The sequence below is a fragment of the Mycolicibacterium sp. TUM20985 genome (assembly GCF_030295745.1).
Taxonomy (GTDB): domain Bacteria; phylum Actinomycetota; class Actinomycetes; order Mycobacteriales; family Mycobacteriaceae; genus Mycobacterium.
Genome location: NZ_AP027291.1, coordinates 2,046,444 through 2,063,096 on the forward strand (window position 1 = coordinate 2,046,444; position 16,653 = coordinate 2,063,096).

Consider the following 16,653-nt stretch of genomic DNA (forward strand, 5'->3'; position numbering starts at 1 on the left):
ACGGTAGAGCCGTGACAGCGCGCCGACGTGTCGATGCCGATTTTCTCGAGTTGCCGCGGCATCAGCTTGCCGACGCCGCGCTGACGGCGGCCACGTCCGCCGGCGCCAGCTACGCGGACCTACGCATTCACCGCATCACCACCGAGATGATCCAGCTGCGCGACGGTGAGTTGGAGACGTCGGTGGTCAGCCGGGAGGTCGGCCTCGCGGTCCGCGTCATCGTGGACGGCACCTGGGGTTTTGCCTCGCACGCCGAGCTGGACCCCGTGGTCGCCGCGGAGACGGCGCATCGCGCGGTACGGGTCGCCGCCACGCTGGCCCCGTTGAATGCCGAACGCATCGAGCTCGCGCCGGAGCCGGTGTATTCCGACGTCACCTGGGTATCGGACTACGCCGTCGACCCGTTCGACGTCCCGACCGCCGACAAGATCGGTGCGCTCGACGAGTACTCGGGTCGGTTGCTCGCTGCCGACGGGGTCGACCACGTGTCCGCGGGCCTGTACGCCGTGAAGGAGCAGACGTTCTACGCCGACACGTTCGGCTCATCGATCACCCAGCAGCGGGTCCGCCTGCAACCCACGTTCGAGGCGGTCGCCGTCGACCCGGCAGCGGGCACGTTCGAGAGCATGCGCACCCTGGCACCGCCAATGGCGCGAGGCTGGGAGTTCGTGGCGGGCAACGAGGTCTGGGACTGGTCGACCGAATTGGCCGGCCTACCGTCGCTGCTGGCGGAGAAGACCAAGGCGCCGAGCGTGGTCGCCGGTCCCACCGATCTGGTGATCGATCCGTCCAACCTGTGGCTCACCATCCACGAGTCCATCGGCCATGCCACCGAGTACGACAGGGCGATCGGGTACGAGGCCGCCTATGCCGGAACGTCATTCGCCACGCCGGACAAACTCGGTGTCATGCAGTACGGGTCGTCAGTGATGAACGTGACCGCCGACCGCACCGTCGAGCACGGACTGGCGACGATCGGGTTCGACGACGAGGGCGTGCGCGCGCAGAGCTGGGATCTGGTGCGCGACGGCGTCTTCGTCGGCTATCAGCTCGACCGGGTGTTCGCTCCTCGGCTCGGTCTGGCCCGGTCGAATGGCTGCTCGTATGCGGACTCGCCGCACCACGTGCCGATTCAGCGGATGGCGAACGTGTCCTTGCAGCCGGCTGCCGAGGACGTCAGTACCGACGACTTGATCGCGCGCGTGCAGGACGGGATCTACGTGGTCGGCGACAAGTCGTGGTCGATCGACATGCAGCGGTACAACTTTCAGTTCACCGGTCAACGGTTCTTCCGGATCCGCGACGGGCGGCTCGACGGGCAGCTCCGCGACGTCGCCTATCAGGCCGTCACGACGGACTTCTGGGGGGCCATGGAAGCGGTCGGCGGCGCGTCGACATGGCGGCTGGGCGGAGCGTTCAACTGTGGTAAGGCGCAGCCAGGCCAGGTCGCGGCCGTGAGCCACGGCTGCCCCTCGGCGCTGTTCCGCGGGATCAACGTATTGAACACCCGGGAAGAGGCGGGGGGATCGAGATGATCGCCGCGTCGGACGTCGCCGGACTGGTGCTCGCCGAGGCCGCCCGCCGCGGGATGGCCGACGAGACCATCGTCGTGGTCACGGACCGCTCCACGGCGTCACTGCGGTGGGCGGGTAACTCGATGACCACGAACGGTGAGTCGCTCGGTCGGGACACGACGGTGATTTCGATTGTCCGCCAAGGCACTGGTGCACACGTGGGTTCGGTGAAGTCCAGCGAGGTCGATCCGTCGGCGATCGCCGGCCTGGTGGCGGCATCGCAGGACGCGGCGCGCTCGGCGCCGGAAGCCCGCGACGCGGCGCCGATGCTGGCCGGCGACGAGACTCCCTACGACTGGGATGCGCCGGTGCCCGAGACGGCCGCCGACGTCTTCGCGAGTGTCGCGAAGACGCTGGCGAGGGGCTTTCGCGGCGCGGACCGCCTGTACGGCTTCGCCCGTCATGAAGTGGAGACGACGTTCGTCGCCACGTCCAGCGGACTGCGTCGGCGCTACACCCAACCGACTGGATCGGTGGAGATCAACGCCAAGCGCCGCGGTGCCAGCGCCTGGGTGGGCGTCGGTACGCCTGACTTCGCCGACGTACCAACCGATTCCATGCTCGAGCAGCTGTCCACCCGGTTGGATTGGGCCGACCGGACCGTCGAACTGCCCGCCGGCCGCTACGAGACGCTGATGCCGCCGTCGACGGTGGCCGACATGATGATCTACCTCAGCTGGACCATGGATGGCCGTGGGGCCCAGGAGGGCCGCACTGCACTGTCGGCGCCGGGCGGCACGCGGGTGGGGGAGAAGCTCACCGATCTGGGTTTGACCTTGTACTCCGATCCGACGGCGACGGGTCTGGAGTGCGCTCCGTTCGTGGCGGCGACGAGTTCCTCCGAGCGGGCGTCGGTGTTCGACAACGGGATGGACGTCGACCGGGTGGAGTGGATCCGCGACGGGACGATCAACGCGCTCGCCTACCCCCGTGCGGCGGCGGCGGAGTTCGGCGTGCCCGTGGCCGTCCCGGCGGACAACATGTTGATGACGGGCGGTTGGGCGAGTCTGCCGGACATGATCCGGCGCACCGAGCGTGGGCTCTTGCTGACCACCCTGTGGTACATCCGCGAAGTCGACCCGACCGTGCTGTTGCTGACCGGTCTGACGCGCGACGGCGTCTATCTGATCGAGGATGGCCAGGTTACGGGCGCGGTCAACAACTTTCGCTTCAACGAGAGCCCACTGGATCTCCTGCGCCGGGCCACCGAGGCGGGGGTCAGCGAGACCACGCTGCCCAGGGAGTGGGGCGACTGGGCGACCCGCGCGAAGATGCCGTCCTTGCGCATCCCCGACTTCCACATGTCCTCGGTGAGTCAGGCGCAGTAGACGCTGCGTCGGGGGCACACCATAATCTCGGTCATGGACGACGATCGGTTGTACGGCCTGTTGACCCGGTTGATGGCGCTCTCGCCCGAAGGTGATGCCGGCCGCAATGCGCTGGTGCGCGAGGTGTGTGCCCGTGCCGTCTCGTTGCCACCCCTGCAGGCCCAGGGGGAGGCGGACGACGACCCGTTGCTGGCCGAGTTCGCCGAGCAGTTCGCCGTCGACGTGTCGGTGATCAGCCCCGAGCAGCGGGCGGTGTTCATGGCAGCGTTGGGCCGCAAGGCCTTTCAGATGACGGTGTTGATCTTCATCGCCGACTTCGTCCCTCGAGTGAGGGCCGGTCTGACGGCGCTGGGCTTCGCGCCGGTGGTCGACCCGGTCGTCTGGGACCGCGACACGGATCCCGTGGATCTGCTGCTCAACCATTTCGCAGCGACCGTCGGTGCACTGCGAGAGCTGGACCCCGTCACGACCGAGGTGGTCCGACTGCGCGGCGCCGTGCAGCACAACTGCCGGCTGTGCAAGTCGCTGCGCGAGGGTGCGGCACTCGACGCGGGCGGGACCGAGTCGTTGTACGACGACATCGAGCACTACGAGTCGTCGACGCTGCTCGACGAACGGCACAAGGCCGCACTGCGCTACGTCGACGCGTTGATCTGGTCACCGTCGACGATCGACGCCGACGTCGTGGCCGGGATGCGGGAACACTTCTCCGATGACGAGGCCATGGAGATCACCCTCGACGTGATGCGCAACGCCGCCAACAAGATTGCCGTGGCACTCGGCGGTGACGCGCCGCGCGTCGAGGAGGGCACCGAGCGGTACCTGCTGGGCGTCGATGGGCAGCCTGTCTACAGCTGAGGGCTAGTTCCGCAAGACCCGTTGCTTGGCGGCGGCGAACTCGCCGTCGGTGAGCGCGCCCCGTTGGTGCATGTCGTCGAGTTGCCGAAGCTGCTCGGCGATCGTGGGATCTGGCCGGGTCGGCTCTGGTGCCGCGGGTGCGTCGACCGTCTCGAAGTGCATCGGGTCGCGCGGATCGACGCGCAGCTCGAATACTGCGCCCGGCACGGGGATCTCGCCGAGCATGAAGGTGCCAGAGTAGTCCGCCTCGTAGGGCGGGGCGCCGTCGGAGCGCTCGATGTGCAGCGTCATCGTCCGACGGATGTAGACGTCGTTGATGACGGTGTTCATCAGGGGTGTCTTGACCTCGAGCACGGTTCCAGCCGCTGGAATTCCATTGTGCAGCAGCGCCTCACTGCGTTCGATTCGCGAGTAGAACCACATGGCATAGGCGCCGACGACGATCAGGACCGCCGCGGGTGACCACGGCGCGACGGGGACGCTCCAGTCCGCGACGAAGGGCATCGTCGAGGCGAGGAACCAGCCGCCGATCCCGTTGCGCGAGGCCTTGCGGGTGGCCACGATGAACACGCCCAGCTGGAGCACGTAGCCGACGATCCAGATGGCGATGGCGGGCCCGATGATCGAGGTGTCCGGGTCCGCGTCGCGGAACGCGAAGTAGACGACCCACGCCGGCGCGACGAGCAAGACGCACCATGCCGTCAACAACCCGGCGATCAACGGCTTGTTCACAGCGGCGGCTATGAGACCTTCTTCTTCAGGATCAGCATCGGCAACAACAGCGTCGCGATCGCGGTGACCAGCCAGACGACCACCGTCGCGGCCACCCACGAGCCGATGCCGCGGATGGTCAGGCCATCGGTGAGCACGGACGCCAGGATCAGCGCCGCCAGGGTGGAGACCAGGCCGATGCCGCCGAGGAACGCCGACGCGTAGCGGCTGGCCATCTTCAGGAAGAAGGGGGCCAGGATCGCCTGCGCCACCGTGAAGATGACGACCGCGATGATGAAGCCGAGCGGGCGGATGGACACGCCGGGCACCAGCCACGACGCCACCAGCAGGCCGATCGCCGACGAGCCGAGGAAGACCACCATGCGCAGCAGGAAGCGGATCACGGTCGGAGCCTAGTGCGCCAAGATCGATCGTGATCGGCGTTCGGATATCGCCGGTGAGCGGTCCTGAGGGCCTGTGCGACCATGGTGTCCGCGCACGCGCGCCAGGGGGCGGTAGCTCAGTTGGTTAGAGCCGCGGACTCATAATCCGTTGGTCCTGGGTTCAAGTCCCAGTCGCCCTACGTCAGAGGTGTACTGGTGTGGGTGATGCTTTGTCGCCGACGCCTGAGAGATAACCCCGTGTCGACCGAATATCGACCCCCTGCGACTGATCCTCGGCTAACGAGCCTCGCGAAGACGTCCCCGATCAGCGGCCGTGATTGCCGAACCTCGTTACAATCGACCGCTGGTCATGGGGAAGTGTGGGGAGGACTCCGGACGATGTCCGAGGTGGGGACGACCGCCGAGCACGGCGAACTGGAACGTCTCATGGCGCTAGCTTCCTTCGCAATCCTCGATACCCCACCCGAGGCATCTTTCGACGATTTGACGTCACTGGCCGCGGACGTGTGCGGGACACAGTTCGCCTTGGTGAGCCTGGTTGACGCCGAACGGCAGTGGTTCAAGTCGCGCTACGGTCTGACGCTGACGGAGACGCCGCGGGAGCATTCATTTTGCGCGCATGCCCTCGGCGGCACGGACATCTTGGTAGTTGCCGACACCCACCGTGATCAGCGATTCGCCACCAATCCGCTGGTGACTGGCGAACCACACCTGCGCTTCTACGCGGGAGCACCCCTATCCACGGCGGACGGCCACGTCCTGGGGACATTGTGCGTGCTCGACACCGAACCCAGGGCGCTGTCGGACCTTCAGCTCACGCACCTGCGCATCCTGTCTGCCCAGGTCGTCAGTCAATTGGAGATTCGCAGGCAGTCCCGACAGCTGGCCCAGGAAGTGACGGCGCGGCTCGCCGCGCACGCCGCGCTACGTGAGCAGGAACGGATGCTCGACGGCGTCCTGCAACACGCCGACGTGCTCATCTTCGCCAAGGACCTCGACGGACGGTTCGTCATGACCAACCCCGCCTTCGACCGCGCCATTCAGGTCGCGGGCGGGCCCATCGGACGCACCGATCACGATCTCTTCGGTACCGAGCTCGCCGAGGTGTACCGCAGCAACGACAAGCTGATGCTCGCCAGTGGCGAAAGGCAGGTGTTCAGCGAGGACATCGACCACCCCGACGGAACCAGCCACACGTACAGGTGCACCCGGTTCCCGCTCGTCGACGACGACGGCACCGTCATGGGAATCGGTGGGGTATCGACTGACATCACCGAACTCGCGGCAGCACGGGCTGCGCTCGAGCGCTCCGCCTCCACTGATCCACTCACCGGATTACTCAACCGTCGCGCGTGGGACGTCCGACTGGGTGAGTTGGTCGACGATGCCCGTCGTACCGGCGCTCCACTGGTGATCGCGGTCATCGACCTGGACAACTTCAAGGCCTACAACGACGCCCGCGGCCACAACGTCGGCGACGCACTGCTGGAACGCTTTGCGACAACGGCACTTTCCATCGTGCGAAGCAACGACGTCTTCGCAAGATGGGGTGGTGAGGACTTCATTCTCGCGCTCCCCAACACCACATCAAAGAGCGCCGAGGCGATCCTGCAACGGGTCATGTGCAGCCTGCCCGACCTCCAGACGTGCTCCATCGGCTATGCCACCTGGGACGGGGCCGCGTCGCTCAAGGACACCATTACCCGTGCAGACGCTGCGCTGTACCAAGCGAAGGGGCTCGGCCGCAATCAGATCGTTCGCGCTTGACCCTTGCCGGGCATGAACGCCGGTCTGCTTGTGACGATGTCGGACACCACGTCCCGGGACTTGACCGATTACTCGGTGGAGATGGTCGTGAAACGGTCGGAACTAGCTGGAACGGGTAGCCTCGCCAACGCCACCTCTGCGGCAACGAGATCTTGCGCGCCGATTCCGACGAGTTTGGTGATGGTGATGTCGGTGTCTGACGTGCGTCCAACGCTCTGGCCGCTGATCACTTCGCCCAACTCGCCGGAGATCTCCTCGAGCGAGTATTGGCCGGCGCGAATTGCTCGGTGAACGTCACCGTTGGCCGCGGTGGTCTCTCGCGCGTCAACGAAGACTCGAGCACGGCGAAGCGCTGTCGAGTCGAGTTCGCACTTGGTGGGGTCGTCGGCGCCGACGGCGGTGATGTGCAGGCCTTCGCGCAGCCACGCGCCTTGGACCAGCGGTTGACGCGCCGTCGTCGCCGTGATCAGGACGTCTGCGTCGCGGACGGTGCGCTCGACATCAGGCGAACAGCGGAGGTCGACGCCGGGTAATTCGTCGGTCAGGCGGGACTTGAGCAGCTCGGCCTTGTGCCGGCTGCGGGCCCAGATCAATAGGGTCGTGAACGGGCGTTCGCGATGGAGCGCCAAGGTTTGCCAATAGGCTTGCGTGCCCGCGCCAAGCACGGCAGCTGTCGTGACGTTGGACGGCGCGAGCAACCGGGCGGCAACGGCTCCGGCGGCGGCGGTCCGGATGTCGGAGAGGTAGTGCTCGTCGTCCAGCAGAGCCAGCGTTCGCCCTGTGTGGCTGTCGAAGACCCCGACGAATCCGCCTTGGGGTTGCCCGCGTTCGGCATTGGATCGGAACCAGGGCGATACCTTGACGATGAAGATGTCGTGCCCCCGCAGCGTGCCGGTCTTGACATAGACGTCGCCGAGTTCGACGCGCTCGGCGGGAAACATCACGACCAGCCCGTTGTCGGCGAGGCTCGCGCTGGACTCCTGAAAAGCCCGCGCTACCGGCTCGATGAGATCGTCGAAGCACACGCTTGCGCGGATGTCGTCGGCACTCACGATTTGGACGTTCATTTCAACCCCGCTTCGCCGAAGTACCGGTCGTCTGAGCGCGTGCGCACATCGTCCGACCGGCCGGTCGCCGCCGCGAACGTTTGGTCATGGACGGGCCTCGATGACGCCGTGTCCGACGAAGGAGACATCGCCGCCCACCTTGATCCTCTCGACCCGGTGCCGGCTGCCCTCTGGTAGCACGCGTAATTTGCTTGGGCGGCCGGTGAATTGGCCCTGGTTCAGGATGAAGGTGACCCCGCCGCGGACAAGTCCGTGGCGCAGGCGATAGGCGCCGATCGTGCCTGCGGCGCTGCCCGTCGCCACGTCCTCAATGATTCCGTCGTTGTTCCAGTGCCGAATTTCGACGGCCGATTCGTCGAACAGGACCGCAAACTGGGCGCCAGCGCCCTGCAGCAATCCGGTGATGTCGCGTGAAATTCGGGCCCGCGACAGGGCGCCCGGCCGAACGGGCACGATCAGGTACCGAAGGCCGGTGCTGACCACTTCAATCGGCAGATCCGGGTCGAGGTCGTCCTCCGTGAGATTCAACGCACGGGCGAGCTGGGCGCAGTCATACAGTGCGCCATAGAATTCTGGGGTGCCCTGATCCAGCAGGCCGGAGTAGTCGCCGGCGTTGACCTCGGTCGTGACCTCGGCCGTCCTGCCGGGAAGCTCGAACTGCCAGCGTTGTGCGCGACCTCCCCCCGACCGGTCGTGTAGAACGGCCGCCGCCCCGATGAGCGGGTGTCCAGCAAAGGCCAACTCGCCCAACAGATCGAAGATCCTGGCACCGACGGTGCCGGGCTGGCCCCCTGGTTTGAGGAAGATGGCTTCGAAATGCCGCAACTCCTGGGTGATGCGCAACATCTGTTTGGCACTGAGGTCCCCAGCGTCGGGAAACACCGGCAGGCTGTTGCCGCCGAAGGGGGACGGGCTGAAGACATCGACGTGGCAGTAGGCGAGATTCACCAGGGTCTCCGTCACAGCTCAGATCTGAGGAGTTCGGTGAACCGCTGTATCGCGGGCTCGTCGCGGCGATAGAACGTCCAGCCCTTCTTGCGCGTCCCGATCAACAATTCAGCGTCGGTCAACAGCGTGAGGTGTCGGCTCGCTGTCGCGGCCGCGATCCCCAACTTATCCCGGATGAAGTCAGCGCAGACGCCATCGCGTAGGAGATCACCGTCCCTCTGCGGGGGGAAGTTGGCCACCGGGTCCTTCAACAAGGACAGGATCTCCAGCCGCACTGGACTCGAAACGGCCTTGATCGCCTTCAGCGGCGCCGCCCCTCGGACCGTTTTGCTATTTCGCACAAATGCAAAATAGCGGCCTTCAGCCCGAACTGTCAAGCATCGGCGGAAGGCGCTCGACAACTGACGCAACCAAGCCGCACGGGCAGTGGCCATACGGCATAAGGCGGCCAATTCGTGGCGGGCGCAACATTCGTGCGCGCGGGAAATGTCGGTTCCGATCGTAGGAAGGGAAGTTGGATCTGGATGTCGCGCAAAGTCATTCCACAGCGTATGGCGAAATGATCATGTCCAGCCAGGGTCTCGCACCGCGCGGGTGAGTTCGTGGGCTGCCGCCTCGGAGTCTCCAGTGGCAGTGCGGTAAAGGCCACGAATCGATCAGGGTTTACAGCCGTCGAGCAGTTCACTCCGTCGGGTCCGCCACATCTCGGCTCCGAAGTACTCCTCGGAATCTCCGATTGTCTCTGCGGTCGCGAAGTGTTCCTCGAGCGCGATCTTGCCCTTCATCGGAGTCAGTTGTGAGAAGGCGCTAGACGATCCGAGTGGATGACGCCGTCCTTCATGACGAGCAGGAGGTTCTCGTCCGGGTGACACAAGACCTGGACGTCCCGTAGCGGATCCCCGTCGACCACGAGGAGGTCGGCGAAGGCGTGTGGCCGAATGGTTCCGAGTTGTCCTGCCATCATGAGGAGTTCGGCGTTGACGGTGGTGGCCGAGTGAACGATGCTGGCCGCATCGTCGAGTTCCGCGCGCAGTGCCAGCTCCCGGAGTTGACTCCGCCGGGCGTCCGGACCCCAGAGGTCGGTACCGAGCGCAATGGGCACACCGTGCTTTCGCGCCCAGCCGTAGACGGTCCGGCCATCCTCGATCGCATGAGTCACGTTGTGCACGATGGATTCCGAGAGGCCCGTCGCTCCGGCGCTCTCGACGCGCTGCACCAGTGAGATGAATGTCGGGTCGAAGAATGCCCGGTGTTCACCCATCAGCGCGACCGTCTCCTCGGTGACGAAGTTGGCGTGCTCGATCGAACGGACGCCGGCCTGAAGGCAGCGACGAACGGCGTCGTCGGAGTACGCGTGCGCCATGACATATGTATCGCGGGCAGCCGACTCCTCAACGGCGGCCTCCATCTCGGCGATAGAGAATTCGTAACGCGTGGCGTGCGACTTCGCCGGAAACACGACGCCGCCGGACGCAAACAGCTTGAGCTGTGTCGCGCCGAGGCGGAACTCCTCCCGGGCCGCCCTGCGTACCTCGTCCACGCCATCGACGATGACGGACATGACCGAGTGCGGGGTGACGTGCCCGCACGGGTCCAGCGACTCGTCCATGGTGCGGAAGTCCGCGCCGCCACCGGTCTGGGTCAACGCCCGCCCGGAGTAGAACAACCGGGGGCCGATGATGTCGCCTTGCTCGAGGCGGCGGGCGATGCGATGGTCGGCCCCGCCCGCCTCTCGAACTGTGGTGAAGCCGTCCATCAACGTGGCGCGTAGGTAGTCGACTGCAGCCGAGGCAATCTCGTCCGGGGTGGCCTGCACGTTGCGGGGACTCAGCGAGAGCCCGGTGATGTGAGCGTGGGCGTCGATCAAGCCCGGCATGAGTGTGCGACCACCCACGTCGATTACACGGTCGGCCTCAATCGCCTGACGGTCAGCGCCGACGTAGCTGATCCGGTTGCCATCTACTGCCACCTGCGACGGCTCGGTGAGGTGGTCCGCATCGTCGAGTACGAGCCGGGCATTGGTGAACAGCGTCGTACTCATGTGGTGGCTCGCCTCGTCGCAGGATCATCGTGATCCTGCCAGGGGCGTGGCGCTGCAACCAGGTTCTGGTGAACTAGGCCGTTTTAGTACGGCGCATTACCCAATCGACGTGCGTCGTCGAGCACGGGGTCGGGGTCGGGGTGCCATGAATGCAGGCGCCCCAACAACGCGTTCTTCTTGTCGTGAAGTTCGGTCATCCGGCGCAGGATGTCGTCGAGCGCGACGACGGCGTCGTCGATATAGGGGCCCTTGTTGAGCATCACGCATTCGGCACGCTCGCCCATGGCCGCGTCACTGATCTCGGCCCGCGACGGTAGCCCGTTCTTCGCGAGCTGTTCGAGGACCTGCGTCGCCCAGATGACCGGCAGGTGGGCTGCTTCACACAGCCACAGAATCTCTTCCTGCAGTTCGGCCATCCGCTCGGCGCCACATTCGACCGCCAGGTCTCCACGCGCGATCATCACACCGACACGTGGCCAACGCATCGCGGCAAGGAGAAGTTGGGGTAGTTGTTCGAACGCCTGCCGAGTCTCGATCTTCAAGACGATTCCCAGGTCGTCTCGGCCAAGTCGGCCGACTGCGTCCAGCAGTGCCTCGACATCGGAAGGGGCACGGACGAAGGACATCTCGACCATATCGGCGATCTCGGCAACTGCTGACAGGTCGAGGAGATCCTTCGCCGTCAACGCCGCTACCGAAAGCTGGGTGTCCGGGACGTTGATCCCCTTGGCGGCGAGCAGTTTCGAGCCCGCCGGTGCGGCGTGCTCGATCCGTACCTCGAGTTCGTCATGGCCCACCGCGACGATCTCGCCGCTGATGCGGCCGTCGTCGAAATGGATCTCGTGGCCCACTCGAGCATCGTCGAAGACCTCGGGCAGGGTGCATCCGATGGACTGCGTTCCCGCCGTGACGAGGACGGTCGGTGTGCAGTCCCGAGTCAGCACCAGGGTGTCGCCCCGATGAAGACGCAGGCTTTGTTCGGTTGCGGGCAGCACTCCGACTTCGGTGGAATCGTCGGTGTGCCCAACCGAGAGCAGCGTCCCCGTCGCCAGATACGTCGACTTCTCACAGGTGGCGATGAACCGGCCGGAGGGGTGCGCGGCTTCTGCGGCGAACCGTTTGAGGACCAGTCGTCGTTTCGCACCACGCGTGTCGTGCAGGTGGATGACGTCGCCGTCGCGCCGTCGGCTAAGCCAGTCCGCCGGAACTGGAAGTGTTGGCAACCCGGCATCGGGCGCATCGAGGGCACCGTCGGACGCGGCGAGCCACGCCTGCGCCGGCGCGATGACCTGGCCCAGAACGTTCCGGCTCGGGCGAAGCTTGATGACTCTGGGGCCCGGCTGAAGGGGACCGGTGCGCAGCTTGGGTCCGGCGAGGTCTACGGCGATCAGACAGCTTCGCCCCGTGGCGGCGCAGCCATCCCGCACATTCCGTGCCATCGCGCGCCAGGCGGCGGCATCGTCGTGCGCGCAGTTGATGCGAGCGATGTTCATGCCCCGCTCCAGGAGTCTGCGAACCGCATCTGGATCCGTCGCCGCCGAGGAGGGCAGGGTCACCATGATGCGGGTACGGCGATCCGGTGGCGTGAGCCCCAACAGGTCGACGGTGTGCCGCCGCAACAGCGCGGGACCGTCGGCTGCGCCCGGGATTGGCTCTGGGGGCGCCCACGGCCCACCTGACATCGCGACGAGGGCGGAGCGAACTAGGTGCAGCGTCGTCTCCACGTGCGGTTCGCTGCGGCCCAACGACGACAGTCCGAATTGGGCGAGCCGGGTCTGTACTTCGCGGAGATCAGTCTGGCGTAAGGCCCAGTAGTGCATCATGTTCCGGGCACCAACCTGATGCTCGGGCGTGACCGCGGTAAACGAATGCGACCAGGCGGACTCGGCGTCGGACAGATCCACCAACAGCGCGTCGACCTCCCCGAGGAGCCGGGCCAGCCGGTCGCGCGCGGCATTGTCACCGCCGGTCAATACGACGGCGTCGGTGGTTCGGACGCGGTCAGGAGCGAGGGACATGGATGTCTCCCGCTAGAACCTCGACGGCTCTCGAAGCGGCCTGCGATGAAGCCAGTGAATGCGCGATGAACCTGGATGAGTGTCTTTGCATCTCTCCGACTTTGCGACTGTTGGTTGGAACGCTGAAAGCTATTGTGATGCAGGCGGTTTAGGCGGTGACGCGCTCTGGTACCCTGCGTTGTCGCTGGTGAATTCAGACATGTACGGCGCCGAGCGGACGCTCGTGAAGTTCAGCAGCGGACGCCCGGACTGGTTCCGAACTCGCTGAGAGTCTCAGCGACTCCGATGATACACAGAAATGTAGACGGCCACCCGGTTCGGCGAAACCGGAGACCTCCCGAGTGCCCCAATCGTGACCGTGTCCGCGGTGGATTCACAGGTGCCAAAATCATTGCGCGACAGGCTGATTAGCCAGTGGGCCTGCTCAGTGGCATCGCTCCGCAGCGTACGGTGTTCATCGCATCCCCCCGCTGTGGCCATGTCTCCCGGGTAGCGTGCGGGTGAACGTCGGAATTCGGTTCGAGCGTTGCCATGCACATGAACTTCACCAGGCATGGTTCGCCAAGGACCCGCCGACCAGAAGGGAAACCAGCTGATGACAGCCGATCCGCGAGTCAGCCATGGGGAGTCCGCCGCCGGAAGCGAGCCGCGACTGGCGTTCAAGCCCACCCCGCCCGCCTCGCCCTATCTGGACGGAGCCTGGTGGCCGCGGTCAACGCAGCTAACGGCAGAGCTTCCCCCACTGCTTGATGCCTTGTCCGACCGGTTGGGTGCAGTCACCATGGTGGGCTACCACCTCAACGCCTGGATGCCTGCGCCCCCGCAGATGCAGATCGACGGAGAAACGGTCCAGTTGCAAGGCTTTTCCTCCGACGAACCGGCCACGGTCATTCTGATCGGGGGCGATGGTCGCCGCGTCTGCATCCTGGTCGTCGCGCCCGACGCCACGGATGAGGGAGCGAGGCAAGAGCTGGACGCGGCATCCAAGAGCGCCGACAACGGGCCTCTGGCAAACAACGAGGCAGAGGACGTCGGGGAGCGCTCGGTGATCGAGGTAGCGGCCCAGTTGGCCCGCCACGAGGGGCGCGGCGACAGCGCGCGTACCGCCGAGATCACGCGGTGGTGCCACGAGGCCGCCGACCAGTTCGTGAATGCACCCGTGCAGGTCTTCGTGCCGATCCTGGTGCAGAACATGGTCCGCAACCGTATGAACTCACCCCACCCGACGACCTGATACCTGCGGCGTGAAGGACACCTCCACCCCCACGTCGGTCCCCGAGCCGCGGCCGATGACTCCGCAGCGGCTAAGCGCGGGGCAGATCGCCTCGGCTCCGCTCGCGGACGTGCTGCAGTGGCTGGGTAGCTCGACGCAGGGACTCACGGGCGCGGACGCTTCGGCACGGCTGAAGCGTTACGGTCCCAACGCCCTTCGCACGCACCGGGTCAGCGCACTTGCCGTGCTCGGTCGGCAGCTGAACAGCGCCCTGCTCGGATTGCTAGCGGCGACCGCAATTCTCTCGTTCTTCTTGGGCGACACCACCCAGGCGGTCATCATCGGCGTCATCCTGGGCGCGAGCATCGGACTCGGGTTCGTCAACGAATACCGCGCCGAACGCGCCTCTGCGGCGCTGCATTCGCAGGTCCATCACCGCGCCGTGGTGCGCCGCGACGGGCAGTTCACGACCGTTGACGTCACCGAACTAGTCCGCGGCGACGTGATCCGGTTGGCGCTCGGTGAAGCCGTACCCGCCGACGTCCGGCTGCTCGAGGTCGACGGACTGGAGTGCAACGAAGGCATTCTCTCAGGTGAGTCGTCGGCGTCGGAGAAGTCGTTGCCAGTAGTGAACGCCGGTGTGGCGCTGGCTGATTCGACTGATCTGGCGTTCATGGGCACCATCGTCAGCGCTGGCGACGGCGTCGGGCTGGTGTATGCGACGGGCGTGGATTCCGAGTTCGGCCGCATCGCCGCCGGTCTGGGGGAGCGTCAGCCCGAGACCGACTTTCAGGCCGGCCTGCGCCGATTCTCGCATCTGCTGCTGTGGGTGGCGATGACGCTGACGGTGCTCATCCTGGTCACCAATCTATTGCTGCGACGCCCGGTGATTGACTCGGTGCTGTTCGCCCTGGCGATTGCGGTGGGGATCACCCCGCAACTGCTGCCCGCGGTGGTCAGCACCAGCCTCGCGACCGGGTCGCGCCGCCTGGCGAAGATCAATGTCCTGGTCAAACGCCTGGTGTGCATCGAGGACCTAGGCGACATCGACATCCTGGTCACCGACAAGACTGGGACGCTGACCGACGGTGAGATCACGCTGGTCGACACGGTGGATCCTGGCGGCGGGCACACCGAGGCGGTGCTGCGCGCCGGACTGCTGGCCTCTGGTGCCGACGACGCGGCCTCCGGTGCGGTGAGCGCCAATGCGCTGGACGCCGCCCTCTGGAGATCCCCCCATGCCGAGCGACTCATCACCGGGAGTGTCCGTCATGTCGCCGTGCTGCCCTTCGATCACACCCGCCGGGCCATGTCCTGTCTGGTTGACGACCACGGCAGCCGTGTCCTCGTGGTCAAGGGTGCACCCGAGCAGGTGCTGGCGCTCTGCGTGGCGGTGCCCGAACGGGCGCAGGCCACCTTGGCGAATCTGTTCGCCGACGGCCGGCGCGTGGTGGCGGTGGCAAGTAAGCCGGCGCCGCATTTGACGACCATCACCTGCGCCGACGAAACGGGACTGCAGCTCGATGGATTCTTGGTGTTCGCCGACGAGCCGAAGCCCGCGGCGCGGGATTCGTTGGCACAGCTGGCTGCGTTGGAAATCGAGGTCAAGGTGGCCACCGGTGACAACCCGCAAGTCGCGGAAAGGGTATGCGCCGAACTGGGTTTGGCTTCGAAGGGCACCATCACGGGTGCGGAGATGGATGGCTGCGACGACACCGCGTTCGACGATGCGGCGCAGAACCACACCATCTTCGCCAGGATCTCCCCCGAGCAGAAGGCGCGGCTCATCGTGTCATTGCGGCGTACCGGTCGATCGGTGGGCTTCCTCGGTGACGGGGTCAACGATGCGCTGGCCCTGCATGCCGCAGACGTGGGCATCTCGGTCGATACCGCGACCGACGTCGCCAAGGACGCCGCAGACGTGGTGCTGCTGGAGAAGGACCTGGGCGTGCTAGCGGCCGGTGTCGCCGAGGGCCGGCGCATCTTCGCCAACACCATCAAGTACGTGCTGATGGGGACCTCCAGCAACTTTGGCAACATGTTCAGCGCGGCCGCGGCGTCGGCGGTGCTGTCCTTCTTGCCGATGCTGCCCAGTCAGATCCTGCTGAACAACCTCCTCTACGACACTTCGCAGCTGGCCATTCCCACCGACAACGTGGACGCCGAGCAGCTGCACGCACCGTCGCACTGGAACATCGCGTTCATCCGCCGTTTCATGCTCACGTTCGGGCCCATCAGCTCGCTCTTCGACTTCATGACCTTCGGACTGATGCTCGGGGTGCTGAACGCGGGGCCCACCGAATTCCGCACCGGGTGGTTCGTGGAATCCCTCGCTACCCAAACGCTCATCATCTTCGCCATCCGGACCCGCCGCGTTCCCTTCATCCGCAGCCGACCCAGCCTCATCATCACCGTGGCGACCTTCGCGATCATCACCATCGGTATCGCGATCACCGTCTCCCCGATCGCCCACAGCCTCGGGTTCACCACCCTGCCGTGGCAGTTCTTCGGTGCACTGGTCCTAATGACCATCGCCTATCTCGTTCTGGTGGAGATCACCAAGAAGGTGTTCTATTCCGAGCCAATGCAGGTCGCCGGACAACAGCGGCGTGCCCGCGGCCACGAACACCGCATCCACCGCCGGGCCGCTCGCTTCAGCCATGACGGCAGGATCACACACCCACGAGGGTGACCCCACAGCTGAGCGCTGGCGATCATGGTCCA

14 protein-coding genes and 1 tRNA gene are annotated in these 16,653 nt (G+C 65.7%); 7 read left to right on the top strand and 8 right to left on the bottom strand.

What is annotated here, in order from left to right; genetic code table 11:
* Positions 1-11: 11 nt before the first annotated feature.
* Genes QUE68_RS10015 through QUE68_RS10025 form a run of 3 tightly spaced genes read left to right on the top strand, consistent with a single transcriptional unit; the run spans position 12 to position 3,760 of the window.
* On the top strand, positions 12-1,535 hold the full coding sequence (locus QUE68_RS10015; protein WP_284233774.1) for a TldD/PmbA family protein: 1,524 nt from the start codon (positions 12-14) through the stop codon (positions 1,533-1,535).
* A complete protein-coding gene (locus QUE68_RS10020; protein WP_284233776.1) occupies positions 1,532-2,902 on the top strand; it encodes a metallopeptidase TldD-related protein in 1,371 nt (456 codons plus the stop codon). The genes QUE68_RS10015 and QUE68_RS10020 overlap by 4 nt, the downstream gene beginning before the upstream one ends.
* 33 nt (positions 2,903-2,935) lie before the next feature.
* Positions 2,936-3,760: a carboxymuconolactone decarboxylase family protein gene (locus QUE68_RS10025; RefSeq protein WP_284233778.1), complete on the top strand. Its 825-nt coding sequence runs from the start codon at positions 2,936-2,938 to the stop codon at positions 3,758-3,760.
* 3 nt (positions 3,761-3,763) lie between these two features.
* On the opposite strand, the gene QUE68_RS10030 is transcribed toward QUE68_RS10025, so the two are convergent.
* Entirely contained in the window at positions 3,764-4,492 is a 729-nt protein-coding gene (locus tag QUE68_RS10030; protein WP_284233780.1) for an SHOCT domain-containing protein, read from the bottom strand.
* Between the two features lie 8 nt (positions 4,493-4,500).
* Entirely contained in the window at positions 4,501-4,875 is a 375-nt protein-coding gene (locus tag QUE68_RS10035) for a phage holin family protein (protein WP_284233783.1), read from the bottom strand.
* Between the two features lie 105 nt (positions 4,876-4,980).
* Here QUE68_RS10035 and QUE68_RS10040 point away from each other — a divergent pair.
* Together QUE68_RS10040 and QUE68_RS10045 are read left to right on the top strand one after the other, a co-directional pair.
* Positions 4,981-5,054, top strand: a tRNA-Ile gene (locus QUE68_RS10040).
* 199 nt (positions 5,055-5,253) lie between these two features.
* On the top strand, positions 5,254-6,642 hold the full coding sequence (locus QUE68_RS10045) for a GGDEF domain-containing protein (RefSeq protein ID WP_284233785.1): 1,389 nt from the start codon (positions 5,254-5,256) through the stop codon (positions 6,640-6,642).
* A gap of 68 nt (positions 6,643-6,710) precedes the next feature.
* On the opposite strand, the gene QUE68_RS10050 is transcribed toward QUE68_RS10045, so the two are convergent.
* From QUE68_RS10050 to QUE68_RS10075, 6 genes are all read right to left on the bottom strand, one after another.
* Positions 6,711-7,694 carry an ornithine cyclodeaminase family protein gene (locus tag QUE68_RS10050; RefSeq protein ID WP_284233787.1) on the bottom strand — a complete coding sequence of 328 codons (984 nt, stop codon included), beginning with the start codon at positions 7,692-7,694 and terminating at the stop codon, positions 6,711-6,713.
* A gap of 99 nt (positions 7,695-7,793) precedes the next feature.
* Positions 7,794-8,672: a PhzF family phenazine biosynthesis protein gene (locus tag QUE68_RS10055; protein ID WP_286275549.1), complete on the bottom strand. Its 879-nt coding sequence runs from the start codon at positions 8,670-8,672 to the stop codon at positions 7,794-7,796.
* Positions 8,669-9,091: an ArsR/SmtB family transcription factor gene (locus QUE68_RS10060; RefSeq protein ID WP_286275550.1), complete on the bottom strand. Its 423-nt coding sequence runs from the start codon at positions 9,089-9,091 to the stop codon at positions 8,669-8,671. Before QUE68_RS10060 ends, QUE68_RS10055 begins: the two co-directional genes overlap by 4 nt.
* 222 nt (positions 9,092-9,313) lie before the next feature.
* Complete coding sequence (locus QUE68_RS10065; protein WP_284233793.1) at positions 9,314-9,442, bottom strand: hypothetical protein; 129 nt, start codon at positions 9,440-9,442, stop codon at positions 9,314-9,316.
* Between the two features lie 5 nt (positions 9,443-9,447).
* Positions 9,448-10,698 (bottom strand): metal-dependent hydrolase family protein, encoded by a 1,251-nt coding sequence (locus QUE68_RS10070; RefSeq protein ID WP_284233795.1) that lies wholly within the window; start codon positions 10,696-10,698, stop codon positions 9,448-9,450.
* 83 nt (positions 10,699-10,781) lie between these two features.
* The gene (locus QUE68_RS10075; protein WP_284233796.1) at positions 10,782-12,716 is read right to left on the bottom strand and encodes a pyruvate kinase; all 1,935 of its coding nucleotides are present in this window, start codon (positions 12,714-12,716) and stop codon (positions 10,782-10,784) included.
* A 595-nt stretch (positions 12,717-13,311) separates the two neighbouring features.
* Between QUE68_RS10075 and QUE68_RS10080 the strand changes: the two genes are divergently transcribed.
* Both QUE68_RS10080 and mgtA read left to right on the top strand, forming a co-directional pair.
* Positions 13,312-13,950 (top strand): DUF5994 family protein, encoded by a 639-nt coding sequence (locus QUE68_RS10080; RefSeq protein WP_284233798.1) that lies wholly within the window; start codon positions 13,312-13,314, stop codon positions 13,948-13,950.
* A gap of 55 nt (positions 13,951-14,005) precedes the next feature.
* The gene (gene mgtA, locus QUE68_RS10085; protein ID WP_286275789.1) at positions 14,006-16,621 is read left to right on the top strand and encodes a magnesium-translocating P-type ATPase; all 2,616 of its coding nucleotides are present in this window, start codon (positions 14,006-14,008) and stop codon (positions 16,619-16,621) included.
* Positions 16,622-16,653: the final 32 nt, after the last annotated feature.